Below are 23,499 nucleotides of genomic sequence, written 5' to 3'. Positions count from 1 at the left end.
TTTTGAATAAAACGCTTTTCCTTTGCGTCCTTTCTTTTCCCTTCGCGTCCTTGTTCTTCGCTGCTTCGCTTCAGGAAATCGCCACTCGCTTGGCGACCGCGTCGCCCATCTCCCGGGTACCCGCGCTGCCGCCAAGATCGCGCGTGAGAGAGCGCTTCTCCGCGATCACCTCCCCCATGGCGCGCTCGATCCGCGCCGCCGCGCGCGCGGCCTTGGCTTCTCCGCGCTTCAGAGCGAGCCAGTCGAAGAGCATCTTCCCCGACATGATCATCGCGTAAGGGTTCGCGATGTTCTTCCCCGCGATGTCCGGCGCCGAGCCGTGCGTCGCCTGCGCCATCGCGTGGGTCTCGCTCGCGTTCACGCCCGGCGCGAGGCCGAGACCGCCGATGAGCCCCGCCGCTTCGTCGGTGAGGATGTCGCCGTAGAGGTTGGTCGTGACGATCACGTCGTATTGCTGCGGATTCATGACGAGCCGCATCGCGAAGGTGTCGACGATCACTTCCTCGAACTCGACGTCGGGAAAGCGGGCCGCGACCTTGCGGCACTCCTCGGCGAAGAGGCCGTCGCCGTAGCGGTACACGGTCCTCTTGTGCACCGCCGAGACTTTTTTGCGCGGACGCGCGCGCGCCGCTTCGAACGCAGCCTCGGCGATCAGCCGGCTCTTCTTGCGCGTGGTGACGCACACGCCGATCGCCATCTCGTCGGTCGGCATGAACTCGCCGTAGCCCTTGAAGAGATTGCCGTCGACCTTGAAGCCTTCGGTGGTCTCGCGCAGGAACAGGATGTCGATGTTCTTGTGGATCGACGGCAGGTTGTCGTACGAGCGGAAAGGCTTGTAGTTCGCGAAGAACTGGAAATGCAGCCGCAGCAGCGGGTGCGCGTTGACCCACGTCGGATCGTTCCTCGGGTACTCGCGATGGCCGATCGGCCCGAGCACCCAGCCGTCGAGGGCCTCCAGCGCTTCGAGCGTGCCGTCCGGAACCGTCTTGCCGGTGAGCTCGTGACCGCGGCGGGCGATCGGCATCGGCCGCCAGTCGATCTCGAGGCTCTCCTTCGACGCGGCCTCTTTCATCACCTTGATGCATTCGGGGACGACTTCGAGGCCGATGTCGTCGCCTTCCAGGATTCCTATCTTCAACATCACTCTGCTTTGATCTTTGCCGTATTGATGATCTTGCGCCATTTCTCGACGTCGGTCTTCACGAGCTTGCCGAACGCGTCGGGCGTGGAGCCTTGCACTTCGACGCCCTGCGCGCCGAGCTTCTCGCGCACGTCCTTGCTGCCGAGCGCCTTCTGCACCGCGGCGTTGAGCCGCGAGATGATGGCCGCCGGCGTATGGGCGGGCACGAGCATCCCGTACCACGTCACGTAGTCATAGCCGGGAACGCCGCTTTCGGCGATGGTCGGCAGGTCGGGCACGGCCTGCGAGCGCTTGGCGCTCGACACCGCGAGCGCGCGCAGGCGCCCGGAGTGGACGTGATTCATCACCGCGGGCATCGAGTTCAGTTGAAACGGCACGTTGCCGGCGGCCACGTCGATCAGCGCCGGCCCCGCGCCTTTGTACGGCACGTGGTTGAACTTGATTCCCGTCAGCGACTGCAGCAGCTCCATCGACAGATGCGACGACGAGCCGATGCCGCCGGAGGCGTACGAAAGCTGTCCCGAGCGCGCTTTCGCGAACGCGAGGAAGTCCTTCATGGTGTTCGCCGGCACGGAGGGATGGACGACGAACGCGTTCGGCGTGACGCCGACGAGCGAGATCGGCGAGAGGTCGCGCAGCGCGTCGTAGGTGCGCTTGGGGTACAGCGTCTCGTTGAACGCGAGGCCGATGTTCGACAGCAGCATCGTGTAGCCGTCCGGCGGCGATTTCGCCGCGAGCTCGGTGCCGATCATGCTGCCCGCGCCGGCGCGGATGTCCACGATGACCTGCTGGCCGAGATCTTCGGTGAGCTTCTGCCCGACCAGCCGCGCGATGATGTCGGTGGTGCCGCCGGGCGCGTAGGGAATGATGAAGCGTATCGGTTTGGACGGATACGCCTCACCGGCGTGCGCAGCCGCGCACGCGAGCGCCGTAGCGGCGATGGCGAGCGCGCGAGCGCCGCCCGAAAACAGCCGAACCATGAATCCTCCTCGGATAGTTGTAAGTGCGAGCCGGCTATTGTGCTGCATTTTGGGGGCGCATTACCGCACGTCAAAAAGCAGGTGAAGGACAAGGACGCGAAGGGCGTCCTTGTTCTCAATCTGCTTCGATCTAAGGCAGCTCCAACCTCGCCGCTATAGCGGCCGAAGCAATGACGATCGCGTCGTGCCCCGCTTCGCCCGGTACATCCAATCCACCCTTCACCACCCTCACCGTCACCTGCCCGCGCGGCAGGCTCGCCTTCACCGCCGCCGCGTCGACCGCTTCGGGCTTCTGCACGCCGATCGTCACCTCGACCTGCATCGTCTTCGAATCGAGGCCGAGCGAGCTGATCACGCTCAAGGACGAATGATGGAGCGCGTCCTGCACCGCCCGCAGCGCGGCCTTGGTGTAGTCGCCGCCGTGCAGGTCGTTGCCGGCGCCCATCTCGAGGATCACGCGTTTATGTGCCATGGCTGTCTTCCCCTTATACGTCGAGGCGGACGATCGCCGCCGCGTGCGCCATCACGGTCGATCGTGTGCCCTCGTCGTTCGGTATCTCGAGCCCGCCTTCGATCACCTTCACCGTGCCGGTGCCGTGCGGCAGCACCGCGAGTATTTCCTCGCGGTTCACGAGCTCCGGCTTCGGCACGCCGATCAGCACCTCCACCACCATCGAGTCGGTGTCCTTGCCGAGCGCCGCCGCGACGTTCAGCGAGTTGTGCCACAGCGCGTCGCGCAGCGCGCGCACCGCGGCCTTGGTGTAATCGGCCCCCCGGATGTCGGTGCCCATCCCCATTTCCACCACCATGCGTTTCATCGCCATCGCTACTCCAGTCTGATGTTGAGCTTGCGGATGATCGTCTCGGTCTCTGCGTACTCGCGGTCGAACTTCGCCTTCGCTTCGTCAGGGCTCATGCGCGGGACGACTTCGTTGCCCGCCGCTGCGAGCAGGCTCACGGTCGCAGGGGCGTTCATGACGTCGGCGACGACCTCGTTCAGCGCGCGCACGATGCCGCGCGGCGTGCGTGCCGGCGCGACGTAGCCGTAGGTGTTACGCAGCTCCAGCGGTATCCCCGCTTCGGTCAGCGTCGGCACGTCGGGCATGACCGTCGAGCGCGACGCGCCGGTGAACGCGATCGCTCTCAACTTGCCGCTCTTCAGGTGAACGCCCGACGTCGCGACGGTCACGAAACCCATCTGCACGTTGCCCGCGACGAGGTCGATGAGCGCCGGCGCCGCGCCTTTGTATGCGACGTGGACGATGTCGGTGCCCGTGAGGAGCTTGAAGCGTTCGAGCCCGATATGGCCGACGGTGCCGTGCCCCTGCGAACCGAAGTTGAGCGACCGCGGCTTCGCTTTCGCGTAGGCGACGAGCTCGCTCACGTTTTTCACCGGCACCGACGGGTGCACGAGCAGCATGTACGGCTGCGTCGTGAGCTGCGCGACGGGCACGAAGGCCTTGCGCACGTCGTATCGGGCGCGGGCGAAGATGCCGCTCATGATCAGCGTCTCGGACGCGCCGAGCAGGGTGTAGCCGTCGGGCGGGGCCTGCGCCACGGTGTCCATGGCCACCACCGTACCGCCGCCGGGGCGATTGTCGACGATCACCGACTGGCCCCAGCGCTCGGTAATCTTCTGCGCCGCGAGCCGCGACATGTAATCGAGACCGCTGCCCGGCGCGACGCCGACGACGACGCGTATGGGCTTGCGCGGGTAGTCGGCGGGTTTTCCCTGGGCGTGGGCGACGCCGGCGATGCATGCGAGCAATGCAGCTGCGAATCTCATCCGATGGACCATCCGCGAACGGGAGTAAATTTATCCTATCATGCACCTTCACCCAGGGAGGACGACATGGCTGCTACGGTGATGTTTGCGGGCGGAGGTCACTGGACCACGAAGTCGGGCGAGCGCTATCACGGCGGCATCTTCCGGCGCGCCATCGACGAGGACTCCTGGCAATCGGTGACCGCCGGCCTGCCGGAGCACGTCGAAGCGCGCGCTCTCGCCGTGCATCCCCAAAACCCCGACGTGATCTACGCCGGCACCCAGGACGGCCCTTACCGCAGCACCGATAAGGGCACGACGTGGGAGCGCCTGAACTTTCCCGAGCGCGGCGCCGTCGTGTGGTCGCTCGCGTTCGATCCTTCCAACCCGAACGTGATGTACGCCGGCACCGCGCCGGTGAAGATCTACCGCTCCGACGACGGCGGCGAGAGCTGGCGCAGGCTCTCGGCCGAATCGCCCGAGCACTGCTACATGGGGCCCGGCTTCCCGACGCGCACGATCCGCATCGCAGTCGATCCCGCGCGTCCGGAGGACATCTATGCCGGGCTCGAAGTCTCCGGCGTGATCGCCAGCAAGGACGGCGGCAAGACGTGGACCGATTTGTCCCGGCCGCTGATCGAGCTCGCCGACCGGCCTCATCTGAAGAGCCGCATCCAGAGCGACACCGAGACCGAAGGCATGCTCGATTCGCACGCGATGGCGGTGTCGAACGGCCGCGTATTCCTCGCGGTGCGCATGGGACTCTTCGAGAGCGACGATCGTGGCGCGACCTGGCGCGACATGGAGATCGGACGCTATTCGCCGCTCACCTACTGCCGCGACGTCATCGTCTCGCCGCACGACCCGAAGGTGATGTACGCCTGCCTCTCCCCGGCCGCGCGCAGCACCGACGGCTCGATCTACCGCAGCGACGACAGCGGACAGAGCTGGAAGCGCTTCGACCGCGGCGTCAAGGCGAACGCGACGATGATGAAAGCGACCGCGCACGCGGGCGATCCCGATCGCGTGTATTGCGTGTCGCGTTGCGGGCAGGTGTTCGGAACCGAGGATGCCGGCGCTACGTGGCGCGAATACCGGCTGCCCGAAGGCGTGCAGGACGTCTACGCCGTAGCGGTGGCGTAACGCGTTACGACGCCGCCTTATCGGCGAGGCGGTAGGTGTTCTTGCCCGAGCGTTTGGCTTCGTAGAGCGCGACGTCGGCGCTCTTCATCAGCGCGTCCGAGTCTTCGCCGTGGTGCGGATAGATGCTCGCCCCGGCGCTGATCGTGATCGTCACCTCGTGGCCGTCGATCTCGTACGGCTGCGCGACGACGTCGATCAGCTTCGCCGCCACATTGGCGGTGTCTTCCAGGCCGTTGACGTGCCACAGCGAGACCATGAACTCGTCCCCGCCGAGGCGCGCCACCGTGTCCTCTTCGCGCACCGCGCCGAGCAAACGGTCGGCGACCTTCTTGAGCAGCTCGTCGCCGGCCGCATGGCCGAAGGTGTCGTTCACTTCCTTGAAGCCGTCGAGGTCGAGATAGACGACCGCCATCGCGCTCTTGTTCCTGCGTGCGTGCGCGATCGCCATCCACACGCGCTCGGGCAGCAGGCGTCGGTTCGCAAGCCCGGTCAGCGGGTCCTGGAGCGCCATCGACTCGAGGAGCTTCGCGTGCTCGCGCGCTTCATCGTGCAGCAGCCGCACCTCGAGCATGTTGTGGACGCGGAGCAGCACTTCGTCCCAGTCGAAAGGCTTGCTGACGAAATCCTTGGCGCCCTGCTCGAGCGCGCGCAGCTTGTGGCCCGCTTCGCCGGTGACCGCGAGCACCGGGAGGTAATCCTTCTCGACCGCCTTCAGCGCTTCCATGACGGCGAACCCGTCCATGCCCGGCATCTGGAGGTCGAGCATGATCAGGTCGAAGCGCTCCCTGGCGTGGAGCTCGGCGACCTGCTTGGGCTCGGTGGTGGTGGAGACTGCGCTGTAGCCGGCGGACTGGAGGATCTGCTGGAGCAGCCGGGCGTTGTCTGCGTTATCGTCGACCAGGAGGATCTTCGCCCGGAAGATTTCAGCGGGGCCTATCATGGCCCCGAACTATAGCCGATTCGGCTGCGAGGCCCTGCCGGGCGCGTGAATTGAATCGTAATCGGCGCGCCCGGGAACTGCAGTTGCAGGTCAGTTCGGCGCGACCGGGAACTGCACCACCGGCCCTTTCGGCTCGCGCCCGGGCGGCACGTAGGTCGGCGCCGGCTCGCCGGCCGGTCCCAGCCACTGCACGTAGTGGTATATCGCCTTCAGGTCCTGGTCGGTCATGTCGTGCAGCGCGAACCAGGGCATCGGCGGGCGGGCTTTCATGTTGCGCGCCGACTGCACCCAGCCGGTTTCCGACATCGAAGTCATGTAGAGCCGCAGATTGATCGGATACGTGGTGCCCCAAGGTCCGCGCCAGCCGAGCTTGTCGCCCTTGAGCCACTCGGCCTCGGGGACCTTGCCGCCCGCCATCGCGTAGCCGGCGGTGTGGCAGTCGTTGCAGCCGGCGACCTTCACGAGGTAACGGCCGCGCTCGACCTGCGGGTTCTGCGGTTTGGAGATCGGCTTCGACTGTTGCGCCGCCACGGGCAGAGCCGACGCGGCGAGCCACAACACGGACAGAGCGAGCATCGAACGGACTGCGGGTGCCTTCATCTTGTTCTCCTTTAGCGCGGGGACCGAAGCCGATGGGCCGCACTTTAGGCCCCGCGCGCTCGAGGGGAATGTCAGGCGGGCAACAGTTTGTTTCAGTCGTGTACAACCGAAATCAGGGTCAGAGTCGGATTATCTGCAAAGTTTTCGAAATGTGACTGTGACCCGGATTTTTACCAGGCCTGGGTTTCGACGCCCGCGACTTTCACGACCTTCGTCCACTTGGCGACCTCGGAACGGATGTAGTCGGCGTAGTGCTCGGGCGTGTCGCCGACGGGCTCCATGCCGATGGCGAGCAGCTTGTCGCGCACGTCGGGCATGTTGAGGATACGCACGACGGTCTGCTGGATCTTCACGACCGCGTCGCGCGGGGTGCCGGCGGGCGCCGCAAGGCCCGCGGCGTTGTTCACCGAAAAGCCCGGCACCGATTCGGCGATCGTCGGCAGCTCCGGCATCGCTTTCGAACGCTTCTCGCGCGTGACGGCGAGCGCGCGCAGCGTGCCGCGCTTCACGTGGGGCGCCGCGACCGGCATCGTCAGCGTGACGACATCCACCTCGCCCGAGATCGCCGCCAGCGCCGCCGGCGCGCCACCCTTGTAGGGGATGTGCGCGGCATTGAGACCGGCGGTGATCTTGAGCAGCTCGGCGACCATGTGCGTCGCGGTGCCCGCGCCGGCCGACGCGAAGTTGAGCTTGCCGGGCGTGCGCTTGGCCGCAGCGATCAGCTCCTTGACGTTCTTCGCGGGCACGGAGGGATGCACCGCGAGCACCATCGCGGTATCCGACATCCACGTGATCGGCGCGAAGCCTTTAACGATGTCGTACGGCATGTTCTTGTAGAACGCGGGATGGATCACGTGATTGCCCGACAGCACCAGCAGCGTGTAGCCGTCGGGCGCCGATTTCGCGACGTAGTCGGCGCCGATGATGCCGCTGGCGCCGCCGCGGTTGTCGATGATCCACTGCTGGCCGTGGATCTCCTGGAACTTCGCGCCGACGAGCCGCGCGATGATGTCGGTCGAGCCGCCGGGCGGATAGGCGTCGACGACACGGATGGGTTTGGCCGGATAAGGTGTTTGTGCGTGAGCGGCCGGCGCAACGGCGAAAGCCATCGCGGCCGCCAGCGCCGCGATGCGGTACTGCTGCTGCTTCATTCGGGTGTCTCCCTGGGATTGTGCTGTTAGTCTAACGCCTGAAAGGACGTGCGATGACCGTTGCAGAGCCCTGGCCCGCGCTGCCGCTCGAGGAGTGGTCCGATACCCACGCGACGCTGCACCTGTGGTTGCAGATCGTCGGCAAGGTGCGGCTCAGACAGTCGCCGTGGCTGAACCACTCGTGGCACTCCACGCTGTACGTCACGCCGTCCGGCCTCTCGACCTCGTCGATGCCGTACGGCGATCGCGTGTTCGAGATCGAATTCGACTTTCGCGACCACGCCTTGCATGTACGGGCGAGCGACGGCGCCGCGAAAGCGTTTCCGCTGGGGCCGTACTCGGTCGCGGCGTTCCATGCAAGACTCATGCAAGCGCTGAAGGAGCTCGGGCTCGAGGTGCGCATCTCGCGCATGCCGAACGAGATCGAGCACCCCATCCGCTTCGACGTCGACGAGACGCACCGGTCGTACGACGCCGATTACGCCAACCGCTACTGGCGCATCCTCGTGCAGGCCGATCGCGTCTTCAGGGCGTTCAGGTCGCCCTTCATCGGCAAGGCGAGCCCGTCTCACTTCTTCTGGGGGGCGCCCGATCTCGCGGTCACACGCTTCTCGGGACGTGCCGCGCCGGTGCATCCGGGCGGCGTGCCGCACCTTCCCGATGCAGTCGCACAGGAAGCGTACTCGCATGAAGTCAGCAGCGCCGGTTTCTGGGCGGGCGGCGGGCCGGTGCCGTATCCGGCGTTCTATTCATACGCCTATCCGGAGCCTGCCGGATTCGCGGACGCGGGCGTCGAGCCGCGCGAAGCCTTCTACAGCAACGACCTGCACGAGTTCGTCCTGCCGTACGACGCAGTGCGCCGTGCGCCTGTGCCGGACGACGCGCTGCTCGCATTCCTGCGCAGCACGTACGAAGCGGCGGCGAACCTGGGCAAATGGGACCGCAGCGCGCTCGAACGCGCCTGAGTTTGCTACAGTCGCGCTACATCCCAAGGAGAGCCCACATGGCAGCAGCGACCGTCGGATTCGATCACGTCCACCTCGTCAGCGAAGACCCGCAGAAAGCCGCGGCCTGGTACGCCGACAAGCTCGGCGGCAAGGTCGTCCGCTCGATGGAAGTGAAAGGCGCGCCGCAGGTCTACGTCTCGATCGGCGGCTTCATCGTGATCGTGCGCGGCCAGCGCCCGGCGGAGAAGGCGAACGCCAAGGCGAACCTCGAATGGGGCATCGACCACTTCGGCGTGCGCGTCAAAGGCGACTTCGACGGCTTCTGCTCCGAGCTCAAGGGAAAAGGCGTGACCTTCAGCATGGAGCCGACCGACTTCAACGCGCAGACCCGCATCGCGTTCATCAACGCGCCGGACGGCGTGAGCGTGGAGCTGCTCAACCGCAAAGAAGAGCTTTGAAACCCGGTCGTCATTCCCGAACCGCGATAGCGGGAGCTGTCGGGAATCCAATTAAAGACGCCAAAATGGATTCCCGCCTTCGCGGGAATGACGGCCGCCGAATTACTGCGGCTCGATCTTGTTATCGCGAACCACCTTCGCCCAGCGCGCGAGCTCGGTCTTGATGTGCGCCGCGAACTGCGCGGGCGAGCTCGCGATGACGTCGGTGTCTTCGTCCTTGAAGCGCTTCATGACGTCGGGCGCGCGGACGGCTTTCGCGATGTGCTCGTTCAGCGCGTTCACGATCGCGGGCGGCGTTCCTGCCGGCGCGAGCACGCCCCACCAGCTCGCGAACTCGTAACCCGGCACCGTCTCCGCCACCGTCGGCAGCTTCGGCAGGCTCGCCACGCGTTTGGTGCCGGTCACCGCGAGCCCGCGCAGCTTGCCGGTCGCCATGTGTCCCGCCACGGTCGGGATCGACAGGAACGACAGCTCCGCCTCGCCGCTCAGCAGCGCGATCAGCGCCGGGCCGCCGCCCTTGTAGCCGATGTGCACGATGTCGGTCTTGGTCAGGTTCTTGAAGAGCTCCGCCGCGACGTGCAGGTTGGTGCCGATGCCCGCCGACGAATAGTTGAGCTTGCCCGGGTGCGATTTCGCGAGCGCGATGAACTCCTTCACGGTCTTCGCCGGCACCGACGGGTGCACCACCATCACGAACGGCGCGGACGCGATCAGCGACACCGGCGCGAAGTCCTTCGCCACGTCGAACGGCAGCTTCTTGAACATGCTCGGATTGACGACGAGCGGCAGCGTGTTGATCAGGTTCGTATAGCCGTCGGGCGCCGCTCTCGCGACGAGCTCGGTGCCGATGTTGCCCGAGGCGCCGGGACGGTAGTCGATGACGAACTGGTGGCCGCTCTGTTGCGACGCCTTGTCGAACACGAGGCGGCCCATCGAATCGAGGCTGCCGCCCGGTGCGAACGGCAGGATGATGCGCACCGGCTTGGTGGGATAGGCCTGCGCGAGACTGAGGGATGCGGCGCCGAACGCGAATGCGGCGGCGACCGCCCGGACGAGCGGCTTGATCGACATGGGGGCTCCTGCGAGGAACAGACTGGGGGTGCGCAATTGTCTCATGACGAACCGCGTGCGACCTCGCAGAAGCCTGGACCGCGCTCCTAGGTGCTCAGCGCCTGATGCACCAGCGCGATCGCCGCCGCCCCCTCGCCCACGCCCGAGGCGACGCGCTTCAGCGATCCCGACCGCACGTCCCCGACCGCGAAGACGTTGGGCCAGCTCGTCTCCAGGAATTGGGGCCGGCGCCCTTCGCCATACAGCGAGCGCTCGTCGCCCGCGAGCGCGGGCCCTGTCTTCAGATAGCCGTTGCCGTCGGCTGCGATCGAGCGGTCGAGGAAGCTGGTGCACGGCGCGGCGCCGATGAAGACGAAGACGTGGCGCACCGGCTTGGCCGTCTCCTCGCCCGTGACGCCGCTTTTCCAGCGCACGCCTTCGAGCTTGTCGTCGCCCTGCACCTCCACGAGCTGCGTGTGCGCGAGCAGCGTGATGTTCGGCGTGTTCTCGATGCGATGGATGAGATAGCGCGACATCGAATCGGCGAGGCCGGGACCGCGCACCAGGACGTAGACGCGGCTGGCGTAGCCGGAGAGATACACCGCCGCCTGCCCGGCCGAATTGCCGCCGCCGAGGATGGCGACCTCCTCGCCGCGGACCAGCATGCTCTCGAGATAGCTCGCCGCGTAATGCACGCCGCCGCCGATGTAGCGCTCGATGCCGGGGATGTCGGGATGGCGGTAGACCACGCCGGAGGCGACGATGACGCTGCGTGCGCGCGCGGTCTCGCGCGTCGACAGCGCGAGGTCGATCTCGCTGCCCGTTCGCGTGAGCTTCGTCACGTCGGCGGGCACCGCGAACTCGGCGCCGAACTTCTGCGCCTGCTGCCACATGCGGCCGGCGAGCGCCTGGCCGCTGATGCCGGTGGGAAAGCCCGGATAGTTCTCGATGCGCGAGCTCGTCGCCGCCTGTCCGCCCGGCGCGAGCCGTTCGAGCACGAGCACCTTGAGGCCTTCGGACGCCGCATACACCGCCGCGGCAAGACCCGCCGGGCCCGCACCGACGATCGCGAGGTCGTACACACCCTGCTCGACGGCGAGGCTCGACGCGCCGAGACAGCGCGCGACCTCTTCCAGCGTCGGGTTGCGCAGCACCGCGCCGTTGCACAGGACGATCGGCGTGTCCTGCGGCCGCACGTCGAGCTGCTCGAGCAGTCCTTCGACGTCCTCCGCCTGCTCGAGATCGACGTATTCGTACGGGGTGCCGTTGCGCGTGAGAAACGCCTGCACGGTCTGCGTGCCCGCCGAGTAGCTCGAGCCGATCAGCGTCACCGGGCCGGCGCGCTGCGCGATCATGCGCATGCGGCGCAGGATGAACGCCTGCATGACGAGCTCGCCGAGCGCCGGGTTGATCGCCATGAGGTCGCGCAGCCGATCCTGCGCGACTGCGATCGCCTTGACGTGGCCGCGGGCGCGGCCCGCCAGCAGCGCCGCGCGTCCCGCGATGGTCGACGTCTCGCCGGTGAACATCCCCGGCGTGTACGTCGCGACCACGCTCTCGCCGTGCAGGTCCTGGCGCACCACGTCGATCGCGCCTTCGAGCAGGACGTACATCGGCCGGCCGCGATCGCCGATGCGCCACAGCCATTCGCCGTCGGCGAAGAACTCCTCGACGCCGCCCTGGCACATGAGCGCGACGTGCGCTTGCGACAGCGTCGGGTATAGCTCGGCCATGCGGGTTTCGGTGCCGGCCGCCCAGGGCGGCGCGGTGTCGGGCGGAAGTGCCATGTCTTCAGTCGGCTTTCATCTGTTTGATCACCTGCCCGATCGATCGCGCCTCCGGCGCGTAGGCATGCATCGCCGCGCCTGCCGCGGTGAAGAGCAGCGCCACGCCGACGAAAGGCCACAGGGTGCGGCGGATCGCGGTGCGCAGCCAGTGATCGCCTTCGATCTTCTTCAGACGCTTGTAGAGTCCCGTCGCCAGCGCCGCGTCGAGCGTGAGCTCGGCGAAGAGCGTCGGCGCGATCCACACGATCCAGAACGCGGCAGCGATCGCCGCGGCAAGGGCGACGAGGGCGATGATCACCACGACCAGCTCGTCCAGGTCGAGCGAAGAGGATCCCGCATCACCGACGCTCGAGAGCACGTCGGACGAGCCTGACGACGAAGTGTCCGCGAGCGAAGCAGCCGAGCCGTCCCACGAGCCCGAAGCGCCGCCGCCACCCGATAGTCCTCCGCCGCCTTCCCACGGCAGCATGCGATCGCCCGACGATCCCGACACGCCGCTCACGTCGGGCACGTCGACGAAGTCTTCCCAGCGCAAGCGCAGCCAGCACCACAGGAAGAACAGGAACGCGATATACGCGGCGACGACCGCGAGCGGGTAACGCAGCGGCATCGAATGCACGCCGCCCGAGAGCAGCAGCACCGACGTGAGAAAACCCGTCGCGGCGGTGAGCGCCACGATCAGCATCATCTGCAAGCGCAGCGAGTGCAGGCGCTGTAGGGCCCGCCTGACCCGGCCGACCTCGCGCTCGCGAGACAGGATGACCGTTTTCAGTGCACCGCCTCGGCCTTCCGGGGGATCTTGATGCCGTAGAGCTTCGCCGCGTTCGTCACCGTCATCTTGTAGCGGTCGGCTTCGGACACGCCGGCGAAGTCGTGCTCGATGCTCTCGCGCGACTTCGGCCAGGTGGAATCGGTGTGAGGATAGTCGGAGGACCACATGAGGTTCTCGACGCCGATCGAGCCGCGATTGAAGACGCCGACGCGGTCCTGGATGAAGGAGGCCGAGACGTTACGGTGGAAGTACTCGCTGGGCGTAAGCTTCGTGGTGATGCCGTTCTGCTTCGCGTACCGCTCCTGGCCGCGATCGACGCGCTGGAGCAGCCACGGCAGCCACCCCGTGTCGGCTTCGGCCAGCACGAGGCGCAGGCGCGGGAAGCGATCGAAGAGCCCGCTCGTGAGCATCTCCCCCAGCGTCAGCATCACTTCCATCGGGTTCTCGGGATAACGAGCGGCGCCGCGCGTTTCGCGGTCGAACCGATAGACCGCCTTGCGGCTGCTCGTGAGCGTGTGGATGCTGATCGGCACCTGCATCTCTTCGGCCTTGGCCCAGAACGGCTCGTAGGTCTTGTCGCTGTACTCGGTGCCTTCCGGCGGCACGACGGCGATCATCGCGCCGCCCAGGCCCCGCTTCGTCCAGCGTTCGAGCGCTTTGACCGCTTTCGGCACGTCGTACATCGAGATGAGCGAGAGTCCCACCAGCCGGTCGGGCGCGTGGCTGGTCATCTCGCACATCCATTCGTTATAGGCGTCGAACGACGCTTCCTGGAGCTCGGCGTTCGGCATGGCATAGAGGTTCATCGCGTACGTCGCGTAGAGCACCTCGGCGCAAACGCCGTCGACGTCCTGGTCCTTCAGGCGCTCGGCCGGATCGTAACCGCCCGCGCGCAGATCCTTGTGCAGCACATCCTTGAACTTGACCAGGTCTTCCTTCGGTATGCCGGCGGCGGCGATGCTTGCGATGGCGCGTGGCGCAATGCCTTCGGCGACGAACCACGTGCCTTTCCTGCCCTGCCAGTCGTTCACGAAGCGCGGGCCGTTCTCGCGATGCTTGCGATCCAGGCGCTTGTCCCAGAGGTCTACGGGTTCGAAGACGTGCGAGTCTGCGGAAATGACTGTGTTCTGCGACATGGTCATGCTCCTCCGCTGGTGATGGCACGGGATGAAGCTCGTCGAGCTATGTTAGCAGCCGGCGGCAGCCGTGATCGTCCGCCGTCAGGGCTTCTTGGCCGTCAGCGCGTCGCGGATCTCGCGCAGGAGCTGCACGTCCTCCGGCGGAGGCGGCGCTTCTTTCGCCTGCTCCTCCTGCTTGCGGCGCAGGCGGTTGATCGCACGCACCAGCAGGAACACCGCGAAGGCGACGATCACGAACGACACGATGTTGTTGATGAACACGCCGTAGTTGAGCGTGACCGCGCCGGCCTTCTGCGCGACCTCCACGGTCGGGTACGGCCCCGGCGCGGCCCCCGGCTTGAGCACCATGAACATGTTGGTGAAGTCGACCTTGCCGAGGACGAGGCCGATCGGCGGCATGATGAGGTCCTTCACCAGCGAGTCGACGATCTTGCCGAACGCGGCGCCGATGATGATGCCGACGGCCATGTCGACGACATTGCCTTTCACCGCGAATTCGCGAAATTCCTTGAGCATGCGATTTCCCGTAGGTTGTGGGTCCACACGCAGTATAACGGCGTCATTCACGGCATAATGCGGCCATGGTCCGGACCGCCCGCCTCGCTCTGCTCCTCGCGCTGCTCGCCCCGAGCGCGCACGCGGTGCAGGACTGCGAGATGAACGGCGAGCACGTCAATCCCGCGAACGGCTCCACCTACGCGGGCAAGACCGGCGTCATGAAGTGCCGCGACCGCGACTCGGGCAAGCTCGTGCTCGAGGAGGAATACCGCAACGGCCGGGCGATCGGCTACCGCAAGCAGGTCGACTTCTCCGGCAACACCACCGTCGGCAATTACAACGAGAACCGCAACCGCGACGGCGAGTTCAAGCAGTTCGATCCCAATGGCGTCCTGCTTTCCGAAGAGCGCTACGTCAACGGCCAGAGCGCCGGCGTGCAGACCTTCTTCCACAAGAACGGCCAGGTGCGGCGGCGCTCGTTCGCGGAACCCGGCAAGGGCAGCCTCGCGAGCATCGAGTACAACGATCGCGGCGAAGTGAGCCAGCTGCGTTGCGCCGACCGCCCCTTGCTGGCCGACGACCGCAAGCTGTGCGGCTTCGACGGCGCGGCGGAGGTGACGCTGTACGGTCCCAAAGGCGACGTCGCCGGACGCGTGCGGCACGAAAACGGCAAGCGGGTGGCGATGACGGCGTTGGGCTCGGCGGGCAAGCCCGCGGCGAGCGAGGAGGTGCAGGGCGAGCGCCGGACGCTGCGCGAGTACTTCCCCGAAGGACAGCTCAGGCTCGAGACGGTCGTGGTAGGCAAGAGCCGCGAAAGCGAGCGCGAGTTCGCCAAGAGCGCACAGGTCGTCCGCGACACGCGCTGGCGCGACGGTTACAAGAGCGAAGAAGCGCTGTGGTTCCTGAACGGCCAGCCGCGAAGCCGCACGCAATGGGAGCGCAGCGGCAACAGCGTGCTCGTCAGGACCGAGGAGTTCTGGGACAACGGCAGACCGCGCGCCAAAGGCACGCGAGACGAGCGCCGCGGACCGGTCGGCCTCCATCAGACCTGGACCGAAGCCGGCACGCTCGCTTCCGAATCGACGTACGAGGCCGGCCGGCTCGTGCGCCGCAAGACCTACAAGGACGGCCAGCTCGTCGCCGACGACGAATTCTACGAAGACGGCTCCCGCAAATCGGTCGGCAAGTAATGGAAAACAGCATAGCCCTGCACGCGATCCAGCTCTCGGTCGCGCCCGTCTTCCTGCTCACCGCGATCGCGACGCTCATCGGCGTGCTCGCCGGCCGCCTCGGCCGCATCATCGACCGCGCGCGCGACCTCGAAGACCGTCTCTTCGCAGGCACCTTGCACAGCGAAGCGGCCGCGCACGAGGAGCTGCGGCGGGCGCGCAGGCGCGGATCGATCGTCAACACCGCGCTCGCCCTGCTCACGATCGCCGCGGCGCTCATCGGCGCCACGGTCATGACGCTCTTCATCGGCGGCACCAGCTCACCGAACAGCGAAGTGCTGGTGCCATGGACGTTCATGGGCGGGCTGGTGACTTTCATTCTCGCGTTGCTCGCGTTCCTGATGGAGACGCTGCTGGCGACGCACGCCCTCGAGTTCGGGAAGAAGCGCCCTACACCGCCTCCAGCGGCACATTGAGCCGCGTCCCCTGCACGACGATGCCGCCGCGCTCGCCCGGCGTCGTGCTGCCGTAGCGCGGCGCGAAGACTTCGGGCAGCGGCCTCCCCTCCTTCGGACACAGCCACAGCCGCAGCAGGTGGCGATGGCGCTCGGGCTCGGGCCAGTTCTCGAAGTCGGTGCGCGAATGCAGGACCTGGTGGTTGTGCAGGAACTGCATGTCGCCGGGCTCGAAGCGCATCGACAGATGGATCGCGGGATCGTTGGTGAGCGCATCGAGGAGGTCGAGCGCTTCGCGATGCGCGGGCGTGAGCCGCTTCGCGTCGGGGAAGTTCGCCTGCGCCGATTCGATGTATTGCCGCACATAGATCGCGGTGAGCTTGTCGGCGTGCCAGTGGAACACCGGCATGTCGAACCACGGCAACATGCCTGCCGGCACTTCGCCGCGGCGGTCTGTGGGGAAAGGCTCGAAGAGAAGCGGCAGCAGGTCCGGCCGCCTCGAAGCGATCTCGTTGTAGCACGTCGCCGAGGACGCGATGTAGCTCTCGCCGCCGGATTTCGCGGTCTTGAGGCACAGCAGCCCGACGATGTCGACCGAGTCGGTGTGGTACTCGAGCCTGCGTTTGGTCTGGTAGTAGCGGACGTTGGGGTCGGTCACGTCGACGCCGAGGTCCTTCACGTGCCCGAGGAGATGCCCTTTCGCGTTCTGCGAGCGCGGGCGCCCGAGATACGAGCCGATGCCCATGTAGGCGATCGCGGTCTGCTCGCGCGTGTAGCGATCGACCGGCAATCCGCGCATGAGGACGAAGCCGCGGCCTTCCAGCAGCTCGCGCAGCAGCGCGGAAAGGCGCGGCGCCAGGGACTCGAGCTCGAAACTTGCCGGGGAAATGTCCGCGAGCGCGGCGCCGGAGCGCGCGAAGCGGGCGACCGCGGCGTCGAGCTCGGCGATGTCTTCGGGGGAGAAGCGCATGACCCAGTCGGCTCGAGCGGCCATCTCCGGCCCGTACCACACCGCGGGCCCGGCCAGCAGTCCCGGCGGCATGGGTGAACTCTCACTTTGCGCGCGCACGGCTATAGTCCATCATAGCTAGTGATCGATTACCGGTTCCCGTTTCACGCTGCGAAAAGCGTCTCGGGCCGGCGCGTAAAATTGGCAGCGTCTGATTGACGTAGTAGTGCTCAGGGGGCGCAATATGGATTCTACCCACACCCGGAACGGCGGCGCCGCGGACGCCTATCGCAAGCTGATCGACATCGGCATCGCACTGTCGGTCGAGCGCGATTCGGCGAAGCTCATGGAGACCATTCTGCTCGAAGCGAAGGCTTTCACCAACGCCGACGCGGGAACGCTCTACCTCAACAACGAGGACCGCGAGCTCACCTTCCAGATCGTCCGCAACGACACGCTCGACATCGCGCTCGGAGGATCGAGCGGCGGCGAGATCAAGTTCAGGCCGGTGCCGCTCAAGACCGAATCGGGCGAAGAGAACCTTCACAACGTCGCCTCCTTCGCCGCGAACAGGGGCAAGACGATCAACGTCGCCGACGCGTACTCCGACGAGGACGAGTGGGACTTCTCCGGCACCAAGCGCTTCGACGATTCCACCGGCTACCATTCGAAGTCGTTCCTGACCGTACCGCTGAAGAACCACGAGCGGCGCGTCATCGGCGTGATGCAGCTCATCAACGCCCGGGACGGCCTCGGCAACGTGATCGCGTTCGACGAGAAGATCGTGCCCCTGGTCGAGGCGCTCGCCTCGCAGGCGGCGGTCTCGATCGACAACCACATGCTGATCGAGGCGCAGCGGCGGCTCCTCGACTCGTTCATCGAGCTCATCGCCGCGGCGATCGACGCCAAATCGCCGTATACCGGCGGACATTGCCAGCGCGTGCCCGAGCTCACCAAGATGCTGACGCGCGCGGTGTGCGAATCGGAAGACGCGCCGTTCCGCGAATTCATGCTCGACGAGGACGGCTGGTACGAGCTGCACATCGCGTGCTGGCTGCACGACTGCGGCAAGGTCACCACGCCCGAGTACGTCGTGGACAAGGCCACGAAGCTCGAGACCATCTACGACCGCATCCACGAAGTGCGCATGCGCTTCGAAGTGCTCAAGCGCGACGCGGAGATCGCGTATCTCAAGGGACGCCTCGAAGGCGGTGACGAGTCCGAGCTGCGCGAGAAGTATCAGGCCGAGCTCGCACAGCTCGACAGCGACTTCGCGTTCATCGCCGAATGCAACGTCGGCGGCGAGTTCATGGCGCCGCCCAAGATCGAGCGGCTGAAGCAGATCGCCGAGCGCACCTGGACGCGCACCCTCTCCGACCGCATCGGCATCTCCTACGCCGAGAAGCAGCGCCGCGAGCGCGAAGCCGAGCAGCCGCTGCCGGTGCGCGAGAAGCTCCTCGCGGACCGCCCCGACCACGTCCTCCACCGCGAAGCGGTCGACATCATGTCGCCGGACAACAAGTGGGGCTTCAGGCTGCGCATGCCCGAGCACAAGTACAACATGGGCGAGATCTACAACCTCTCCATCGGCCGCGGCACGCTGAACGACGAGGAGCGCTACAAGATCAACGACCACATCATGCAGACCATCATCATGCTCGAAGGCCTGCCGTTCCCGCGGCACCTGCGGCGCGTCGCCGAGTACGCCGGCGGGCATCACGAGAAGATGGACGGCACCGGTTATCCGAGGGGACTGAAGCGCGAGGACATGTCGATTCCCGCGCGCGTGATGGCGATCGCGGACATCTTCGAAGCGCTGACCGCCGCGGACAGGCCTTACAAGCCCGCGAAGAAGCTCTCCGAGTCGATCAAGATCATGGGCTTCATGGTCAAGGACCAGCACATCGATCCCGACCTCTTCAAGCTCTTCCTCTCCTCGGGCGTGTACCGCGAATACGCCGAGAAGTTCCTCCAGCCCGAGCAGATCGACGAGGTCGATCTCACGGCTTATTTAAAGGCGTAATTGGCAACGTCGTCATTCCCGCGAACGCGGGAATCCAATCTGAACTGGTTTGAAGGTCAAGATGGATCCCGGATCGCGCCCGCTGTCGCGGACGCGTCCGGGATGACGCGATCGCGTCACTTAGGCGCCCAGGCGGTCGGGGCCATGAGCGTGACGTCGCTCATCACTTCCACGACGTAAGGCTTGTTCGCCGCGAAGGCTTCCTTCAGCGCACCCGCGATCCTTGCCGGGTCTTCGATCCGCACGCCGCCGCAGCCCATCGCCTTCGCCACTTCGGCGAAGTTGAAATCCGAGAAGCGCCACAGCTCGTCCGATTTGCCGTGCATCTTCCCGCCATAGTTGTTGTTCAGCGACGGGAACTCCTGCGACAGCGCACGATTGTTGTTGACCAGGATGACCAGGTTGATGCCGTAGCGCAGCGCGGTCTCGAGCTCGGTCATGTGGTAGTACATGCCGCCGTCGCCGGTGAAGAGCAGCACCGGTTGGTCCGGCAGCGCGCACTTGACGCCGATCGCGCCGGGCAATCCCCATCCCAGCGAGCCCGCGCAGCGGATGTAACGCTGCTCGGGCTTCTCGAGGTCGATCATCTGGCTCGTCCACATGCCTGCGTGGCCGGTATCGGAGACGACCACCCCGTTCGCCGGCAGCGCGGCCATCACCTCCTTGCAGATGCGCTCGGGACGGATGGGCGTAGCGTCCGAGTTGAGCTTGGGCTCGAACGCGCGGCGCCAGTCGGCGACGAGCTCCTGCACGCGCGCGACCCACGACTTGGTCGTGCCTTCGACCGATTTGACCGCGTCGATGAGCGCGCGCAAGGAGACCTTCGCATCGCCGCACAGCGAGACCTTGTTCGGATAGTTGCGACCGAGCTCCTCGGCTTCGATGTCGAGCTGCATGACCTCGGCCTTGGGCGAGACGATGGTCCAGTTGCCCGTCACCATGCCGCCCGCCGGGCTGCCGATGAAGAACACGAGGTCGGCTTCGGACACCGCGCGGTTCGCGCACTCGCGCGAGTACGAGCCGCACACGCCGACGGCGAGCGGGTGCGTCTCGAGGATCGTGCCTTTGCCGTTGAGCGAGGTCGCGACCGGGATCTGCAGCTTTTCCGCGAGCTCGACAACTTCCCTTTTGGCGTCGGACCACATCACGCCCCCGCCTGCGATGATGATCGGTTTCTTCGCCGCCGCCAGCACCGCCGCGGCTTCGCGCACGTGCTCGGGCTGGGCCGCGGGGCGGAAAGGCGGCACGCGGGTGTAAGTCTTCTCGATCACCGCTTCGGCGTCGACTTCGCCGAGCGGCACGTCCGAGAGACGTCCCTGGAAGCGCAGGTGCACCGGTCCGGGCATGCCCGACACCGCCGTGCGGAAAGCCTGGCGCATGAGGTCGGGCACGCGCGACGGCGAGTCGACGTTCACGTTCGACTTGGTCACCGAATCGAACTGCCCGATGTCCTCGACTTCCTGGTAGTTGTGGCGATAGCGCGAAGCGCCGCCGGGCCCGCCCGACACCGCGATGACCGGAGACCTCGCCATGAACGCGTCGCGCAGGCCCGATGCGAGGTTCGTCGCTCCGATGGGCTGCGCCATGGCGACGCCCGGGGCGCGCTTGGCGCGCGCGTAGCCGTCGGCCATGTAACCCGCGGCTTTCTCGCTGTGCGCGACGACCCGGCGCACCGCCATCCCCTCCATCGCGACGAGCGCCTTCGACACGACCTGGGGCACGTAGAACACGTGCGTCACGCCGTAGCCCTCGATGATCTCCGCGAACAGCTTTGCCCCGGTGGTTTTCGCCATGATGGCTCTCTCTTTATGGGTGGACGTCAATAAAGTAACACCGACTCGCGCTGCGTGCGCCAGGCGTCTTCGTCGCGTATCGCAATGGCGTCGAGGTCGCCCGCCGCGGCGACCGGGTCGTCGACCCACTCGCGCAGTTTCGTCCCGCCGTTGATCAGATCGATCGCCAGCCGGTCGTGCTCGTACTCGTAAGCGAAGTCGCGCCAGAGGTCGTAATCGGGTGCGAGCCCGCGCAGCGCCTTGAAGGCGAGCGCCTGCAGGCGCCACGGACGGAATGCGCCGTGGTCGTATGCCGGATCGTCGGCGTGGATTTGTATGCCCGCACAGAGCTTGCCGGCGTGCTTGTGGAACGTGGGCTCGAACCAGCACTCGCGCAGGCGGCAGCCCTGCATCCAGTGCGGCGCGATCGACTGCATCTGCGACAAGAGCTTCCGAGGGTCGATGTCGGGCGCGCCGAACAGCTCCAGCGGCCGCGTGGTGCCGCGGCCTTCGGAGAGCGTGGTGCCTTCGAGCATCACGGTGCCGGCGTAACAGCGCGCCATCGCAAGATTCGGCGCATTGGGGCTGGGGTTCACCCACGTGCGCTCGCCGAGCGGCCAGCCGTAACCGGGCGCATCGAAGGGTTGCCAGCCGTCCATCGTCACGACGTCGAAGTCGACGTCGATCTTCATCGTGCGAACGAACCAGCGGCCGAGCTCGCCCATCGTGAGGCCGTGGCGCATGGGCATCGGTCCGGCGCCGACGAAGCTCTCCCAGCCGTCTTCGAGCGTGAGCCCTTCCACCGGACGTCCCGCGGGATTCGGGCGATCGAGCACCCATACCGTCCTGCCGTGCCTCGCCGCCGCTTCGAGCACGTAGCGCAGCGTGGTGATGAAGGTGTAGATGCGGCAGCCGAGGTCCTGGAGATCGACCAGGAGCACGTCGAAGCTCTGCATCATCGCGTCGGTCGGACGCCGCACTGCGCCGTAGAGGCTGAAGACCGGGATGCCGTGCACCGGATCGACGTAATCCGGCGATTCGACCATGTTGTCCTGCTTGTCGCCGCGCAGCCCGTGCTGCGGTCCGAAGGCCGCGGTGAGCGTCACGTCGGGCAAGGCGCCGAGCGCGTCGAGCGAGTGCGTGAGATCGCGCGTGACCGACGCCGGATGCGCGAGCAGCGCGACGCGCTTGCCGGCGAGCGGCTTGCGTAGCGCCGGATCCGCGAGCAGGCGATCGATGCCGAATCTCATGGGAGGTGCAGCGCGAACGCGTCGCGGTGATGGAAATCCGGCTTGCCGGACGGATGGCGCAGCGCCCAGTACGACAGCGTCCCGTCGAGCTCTTCCACGACTGCCGAGAGAGCGAAATCGGCGCCCGCGATCATCTGCGCCGGCACCATCGCGTCGAGCACGAACGCATCGCCGCTGCGACTGCACGCGATGCGAGGCGTGGCGTCGATGCGCCGCATGCCTTCGCGGTACGCGTCGAACGCGTAAGCGGCCCACTCGCCCGAGGGCGCGAAGTTGAATTCCAGGTAGGCATCGGAACGTTCATCGCGCACGAAAAGCTCGAAGCACGTGTGCTGCCACAGGTTGTCGGCAAAGCGCGGGAGACTCGGTTCGGGCATGCGCAGGCGGTCGAGGTCGCCGGTGAGCGTGTAACGTACTTCGATCCCGCGCGCCGAGCGCTGCACGGCTGCGGCGATCGCGCGGACGTCGGCGCACGGTGTGGCAGCGTGCGCCGTCAGAGCGACCGTGTGCAGCGCTACGCTAATCGAACTTCGTCCCGATGATCTTGAAGATCCTGCCGTACTTCTCGTAGTCCGATTTCATGCGAGCGGCGGTCTGCTCGGGCGTCATGTACCACGGCTCGAGGTCCTGCAGCTTGTTGTCGGGGGCCGACAGCACTTTCTTGATCTCGCCGTTCAGGCGGTCGACGATCGGCTTGGGTGTGCCCGCGGGCGCCATCACCGCGACCCAGCCGCGAAACTCGTAACCGGGGACGCCGGCTTCGGCGATCGTCGGCACGTCAGGGAACTGCTTCAGGCGCGTGTCCGACGTGACGCCGAGCACACGCAACCGCTTCGCGTTGAGTTGCGTGAGCACCGCGGCAGGCGTGCCCACCAGGAGTTGCGACTCGCCCGAGACCACCGCGGTCGTCGCCGGTCCGCCGCCTTTGTACGGCACGTGCAGCATCTTGGTGTGGGTCATCGCGTTCAGCAGCGCGAACGCCATGTGCGAGAAGCTGCCGCCGCCCGACGTCGCGTACAGCAACTGCCCGGGCTTTGCGCGCGCGAGCGCGATCAGCTCTTTCACGTTCTTCACCGGCAGCGAAGGATGCGTCACCAGAAGACCTGTCTGCGCGACCAGCAGCCCGACCGGCGTGAAGTCGCGGAAGGTGTCGTACGGCAGCTTGGGATACGTGTACGCGTTGCTGATGTGGCTCGCCGAATGGACCATCAGCGTGTAGCCGTCCGGCGGCGACTTCGCGACCACGTCCGCGCCGATGGTGCCGGTCGCGCCGGGGCGGTTGTCGACGACGAACTGCTGGCCCATCGATTGGGAGATCTGCTGGAAGACGATGCGTCCCGCGACGTCGGTCAAACCGCCGGCGGGCCACGGCGTGATCACGCGTACCGGTTTGACCGGGTAGCTCTGGGCGGCCGCGGAAAACGAAACGAGGGATGCTGCGAGTGCGATGGCGGACTTCAGAAACATTGCTGAGATTCCTTCGAATGGCCGCCGGAGGTGTAGCCGCGTA

At 66.4% G+C, this 23,499-nt stretch carries 24 protein-coding genes; 6 read left to right on the top strand and 18 right to left on the bottom strand.

Going from position 1 to position 23,499, the window contains the following annotated elements; all coding sequences use genetic code 11:
* Positions 1–70: 70 nt before the first annotated feature.
* The 5 genes from VHP37_14475 to VHP37_14455 all read right to left on the bottom strand — a co-directional run bounded on the left by VHP37_14475 (position 71) and on the right by VHP37_14455 (position 3,907).
* Entirely contained in the window at positions 71–1,141 is a 1,071-nt protein-coding gene (locus VHP37_14475; GenBank protein ID HEX2827553.1) for an isocitrate/isopropylmalate family dehydrogenase, read from the bottom strand.
* Entirely contained in the window at positions 1,141–2,121 is a 981-nt protein-coding gene (locus tag VHP37_14470) for a tripartite tricarboxylate transporter substrate binding protein (protein ID HEX2827552.1), read from the bottom strand. The genes VHP37_14475 and VHP37_14470 overlap by 1 nt, the downstream gene beginning before the upstream one ends.
* 130 nt (positions 2,122–2,251) lie before the next feature.
* Positions 2,252–2,593, bottom strand: a complete 342-nt coding sequence (locus VHP37_14465; protein HEX2827551.1) for a Lin0512 family protein — start codon at positions 2,591–2,593, stop codon at positions 2,252–2,254.
* A 13-nt stretch (positions 2,594–2,606) separates the two neighbouring features.
* On the bottom strand, positions 2,607–2,945 hold the full coding sequence (locus VHP37_14460) for a Lin0512 family protein (protein HEX2827550.1): 339 nt from the start codon (positions 2,943–2,945) through the stop codon (positions 2,607–2,609).
* Between the two features lie 2 nt (positions 2,946–2,947).
* Complete coding sequence (locus VHP37_14455) at positions 2,948–3,907, bottom strand: tripartite tricarboxylate transporter substrate-binding protein (protein ID HEX2827549.1); 960 nt, start codon at positions 3,905–3,907, stop codon at positions 2,948–2,950.
* A 66-nt stretch (positions 3,908–3,973) separates the two neighbouring features.
* Between VHP37_14455 and VHP37_14450 the strand changes: the two genes are divergently transcribed.
* Positions 3,974–5,029, top strand: a complete 1,056-nt coding sequence (locus tag VHP37_14450; GenBank protein HEX2827548.1) for a hypothetical protein — start codon at positions 3,974–3,976, stop codon at positions 5,027–5,029.
* Positions 5,030–5,033: 4 nt separating this feature from the next.
* Here the strand turns inward: VHP37_14450 and VHP37_14445 are convergent, their stop codons facing one another.
* The 3 genes from VHP37_14445 to VHP37_14435 form a co-directional block, all read right to left on the bottom strand.
* Entirely contained in the window at positions 5,034–5,969 is a 936-nt protein-coding gene (locus tag VHP37_14445) for a diguanylate cyclase (protein HEX2827547.1), read from the bottom strand.
* A gap of 90 nt (positions 5,970–6,059) precedes the next feature.
* Positions 6,060–6,569, bottom strand: coding sequence for a c-type cytochrome (locus VHP37_14440; GenBank protein ID HEX2827546.1), 510 nt, complete (start codon positions 6,567–6,569; stop codon positions 6,060–6,062).
* 170 nt (positions 6,570–6,739) lie between these two features.
* Positions 6,740–7,720 (bottom strand): tripartite tricarboxylate transporter substrate binding protein, encoded by a 981-nt coding sequence (locus tag VHP37_14435; GenBank protein HEX2827545.1) that lies wholly within the window; start codon positions 7,718–7,720, stop codon positions 6,740–6,742.
* Between the two features lie 53 nt (positions 7,721–7,773).
* Between VHP37_14435 and VHP37_14430 the strand changes: the two genes are divergently transcribed.
* Together VHP37_14430 and VHP37_14425 are read left to right on the top strand one after the other, a co-directional pair.
* A complete protein-coding gene (locus VHP37_14430) occupies positions 7,774–8,685 on the top strand; it encodes a DUF5996 family protein (protein HEX2827544.1) in 912 nt (303 codons plus the stop codon).
* Positions 8,686–8,723: 38 nt separating this feature from the next.
* The gene (locus VHP37_14425) at positions 8,724–9,125 is read left to right on the top strand and encodes a VOC family protein (protein HEX2827543.1); all 402 of its coding nucleotides are present in this window, start codon (positions 8,724–8,726) and stop codon (positions 9,123–9,125) included.
* A 102-nt stretch (positions 9,126–9,227) separates the two neighbouring features.
* Here the strand turns inward: VHP37_14425 and VHP37_14420 are convergent, their stop codons facing one another.
* From VHP37_14420 to mscL, 5 genes are all read right to left on the bottom strand, one after another.
* Entirely contained in the window at positions 9,228–10,196 is a 969-nt protein-coding gene (locus tag VHP37_14420; GenBank protein HEX2827542.1) for a tripartite tricarboxylate transporter substrate binding protein, read from the bottom strand.
* 86 nt (positions 10,197–10,282) lie between these two features.
* A complete protein-coding gene (locus VHP37_14415; GenBank protein HEX2827541.1) occupies positions 10,283–11,962 on the bottom strand; it encodes an FAD-dependent oxidoreductase in 1,680 nt (559 codons plus the stop codon).
* Positions 11,963–11,966: 4 nt separating this feature from the next.
* Entirely contained in the window at positions 11,967–12,650 is a 684-nt protein-coding gene (locus VHP37_14410; GenBank protein HEX2827540.1) for a hypothetical protein, read from the bottom strand.
* Between the two features lie 80 nt (positions 12,651–12,730).
* On the bottom strand, positions 12,731–13,870 hold the full coding sequence (locus tag VHP37_14405; GenBank protein HEX2827539.1) for an amidohydrolase family protein: 1,140 nt from the start codon (positions 13,868–13,870) through the stop codon (positions 12,731–12,733).
* A gap of 84 nt (positions 13,871–13,954) precedes the next feature.
* Entirely contained in the window at positions 13,955–14,389 is a 435-nt protein-coding gene (gene mscL / locus VHP37_14400; GenBank protein ID HEX2827538.1) for a large conductance mechanosensitive channel protein MscL, read from the bottom strand.
* Between the two features lie 65 nt (positions 14,390–14,454).
* Here mscL and VHP37_14395 point away from each other — a divergent pair, with 65 nt between their 5' ends.
* Together VHP37_14395 and VHP37_14390 are read left to right on the top strand one after the other, a co-directional pair.
* Positions 14,455–15,561 carry a hypothetical protein gene (locus VHP37_14395; GenBank protein HEX2827537.1) on the top strand — a complete coding sequence of 369 codons (1,107 nt, stop codon included), beginning with the start codon at positions 14,455–14,457 and terminating at the stop codon, positions 15,559–15,561.
* Positions 15,561–16,016 (top strand): DUF2721 domain-containing protein, encoded by a 456-nt coding sequence (locus VHP37_14390; GenBank protein HEX2827536.1) that lies wholly within the window; start codon positions 15,561–15,563, stop codon positions 16,014–16,016. The genes VHP37_14395 and VHP37_14390 overlap by 1 nt, the downstream gene beginning before the upstream one ends.
* Here the strand turns inward: VHP37_14390 and VHP37_14385 are convergent.
* Positions 15,991–17,037 carry a TauD/TfdA family dioxygenase gene (locus tag VHP37_14385; GenBank protein ID HEX2827535.1) on the bottom strand — a complete coding sequence of 349 codons (1,047 nt, stop codon included), beginning with the start codon at positions 17,035–17,037 and terminating at the stop codon, positions 15,991–15,993. The genes VHP37_14390 and VHP37_14385 overlap by 26 nt on opposite strands.
* 151 nt (positions 17,038–17,188) lie before the next feature.
* On the opposite strand from VHP37_14385, the gene VHP37_14380 reads away from it, so the two are divergent.
* On the top strand, positions 17,189–18,967 hold the full coding sequence (locus tag VHP37_14380) for an HD domain-containing phosphohydrolase (GenBank protein ID HEX2827534.1): 1,779 nt from the start codon (positions 17,189–17,191) through the stop codon (positions 18,965–18,967).
* Positions 18,968–19,083: 116 nt separating this feature from the next.
* On the opposite strand, the gene VHP37_14375 is transcribed toward VHP37_14380, so the two are convergent.
* The 4 genes from VHP37_14375 to VHP37_14360 all read right to left on the bottom strand — a co-directional run bounded on the left by VHP37_14375 (position 19,084) and on the right by VHP37_14360 (position 23,456).
* Complete coding sequence (locus VHP37_14375; protein ID HEX2827533.1) at positions 19,084–20,760, bottom strand: thiamine pyrophosphate-binding protein; 1,677 nt, start codon at positions 20,758–20,760, stop codon at positions 19,084–19,086.
* A 26-nt stretch (positions 20,761–20,786) separates the two neighbouring features.
* Positions 20,787–21,989 carry a DUF1343 domain-containing protein gene (locus tag VHP37_14370; GenBank protein ID HEX2827532.1) on the bottom strand — a complete coding sequence of 401 codons (1,203 nt, stop codon included), beginning with the start codon at positions 21,987–21,989 and terminating at the stop codon, positions 20,787–20,789.
* Positions 21,986–22,432, bottom strand: coding sequence for a DOMON-like domain-containing protein (locus VHP37_14365; GenBank protein HEX2827531.1), 447 nt, complete (start codon positions 22,430–22,432; stop codon positions 21,986–21,988). Before VHP37_14365 ends, VHP37_14370 begins: the two co-directional genes overlap by 4 nt.
* Positions 22,433–22,508: 76 nt before the next feature.
* Positions 22,509–23,456, bottom strand: a complete 948-nt coding sequence (locus tag VHP37_14360; protein ID HEX2827530.1) for a tripartite tricarboxylate transporter substrate binding protein — start codon at positions 23,454–23,456, stop codon at positions 22,509–22,511.
* Positions 23,457–23,499: the final 43 nt, after the last annotated feature.

Source organism: Burkholderiales bacterium, assembly GCA_036262035.1.
Classification (GTDB): domain Bacteria; phylum Pseudomonadota; class Gammaproteobacteria; order Burkholderiales; family SG8-41; genus JAQGMV01.
This window is presented reverse-complemented; position numbering and strand designations above follow the sequence as displayed.